The 1,115-nt window shown below is 60.2% G+C and carries 1 protein-coding gene; it reads left to right on the top strand.

Annotated features, from left to right (window positions below):
• Positions 1–64: 64 nt before the first annotated feature.
• Entirely contained in the window at positions 65–1,114 is a 1,050-nt protein-coding gene (locus DPV79_RS41435; protein ID WP_425267378.1) for an IS630 family transposase, read from the top strand.
• Position 1,115 lies beyond the last annotated feature (1 nt).

The raw sequence follows: 1,115 nt of genomic DNA, 5'->3' as shown, positions 1-1,115 counted from the left end.
GCTAGTCCGATGAATCATTGAAATTGGATGTATCGATCCCATATGCTTGGGCATGCCGAGAACGATGCTGACGAGCGAACAACGTACCGAACTGGAGGCCGTGATGCGCAAGCGTCATGGCAATGCGGCGCTTGCGCGGCGGGCGCGTTGCGTGCTGCTTTGGGCCGATGCGGAGCGCCGGGTCGATATTCGATCCAAGCTTGCCTGCAATGACGCATTCATCTCGCGCTGGACCCAGGCGTTTGAGACGCAAGGCTTGGCTGGTCTGGTGTCGTTTCATCCGGGGCGAGCCCCCAGGCAGCCGGTCGCCAAGCTTGAAGCGCGGGTGCTGGCGCGAACGCTGAAGCATTTGCCGCGCGACGGCTCCACGCACTGGAGCAGCCGCAAGCTGGCAGACGAATTGGGCGACGTGTCGTTCTCCACGATTCAGCGGATATGGCGCAAGCACGGTGTCCGTCCGCATCGGCTTGATACCCACATGGTCTCCAACGATCCGGATTTCGAGACCAAGGCGGCCGACGTGATCGGCCTGTATCTGAATCCGCCGGCGCACGCGGTCGTATTCTGCGTGGACGAGAAGACTGCGATTCAGGCGCTGGACCGCAAAGACCGGATGTTGCCGCTGTCGCCGGGGCGGGCCGAGAGCCACGGCTTCGAATACAAGCGCAATGGCACGCTCAGCCTGTTTGCCGCGCTCAACACCAGTACCGGCGAAGTTCTTGGCAAGACGGCCGCTCGCCACACCAGCGAGCAGTTCGTCGGCTTCCTTCAGGAGGTGCTCGCCAGCCAGCCCCGTCGGCGCCAGATTCACGTCATCTGCGACAACGTCAGCAGCCATAAGACCGACCTCGTGCAGGCGTTTCTGACCAAGCATCGGCGCGTGAATATCCACTACACCCCGACCTACTCATCATGGCTCAACCAGGTCGAGAATTGGTTCGCACGCATCCAGCGCGACGTCATCAGCCGCGGCGTTTTCACTTCCATCAAAGACCTCGACAAGAAGCTCATGCGTTACATCCGTCAGTACAACAAGGATCCGAAACCATTGCAGTGGACCTACAACGATCCCACTCGCCGAATCACCGCCAATTCTTCTGATTCAATGGACTAGC

Source organism: Burkholderia reimsis (assembly GCF_003294055.1).
Taxonomy (GTDB): Bacteria; Pseudomonadota; Gammaproteobacteria; order Burkholderiales; family Burkholderiaceae; genus Burkholderia; species Burkholderia cepacia.
Note: the sequence above shows the minus strand (reverse complement) of the source record. Positions and strands in the feature narration are given on the sequence as shown.

Excerpts from the sequence above, each read along its gene's own strand:
- DPV79_RS41435 (WP_425267378.1), top strand. The coding sequence starts at position 65 with ATGCTGACGAGCGAACAACGTACCGAACTGGAGGCCGTGATGCGCAAG.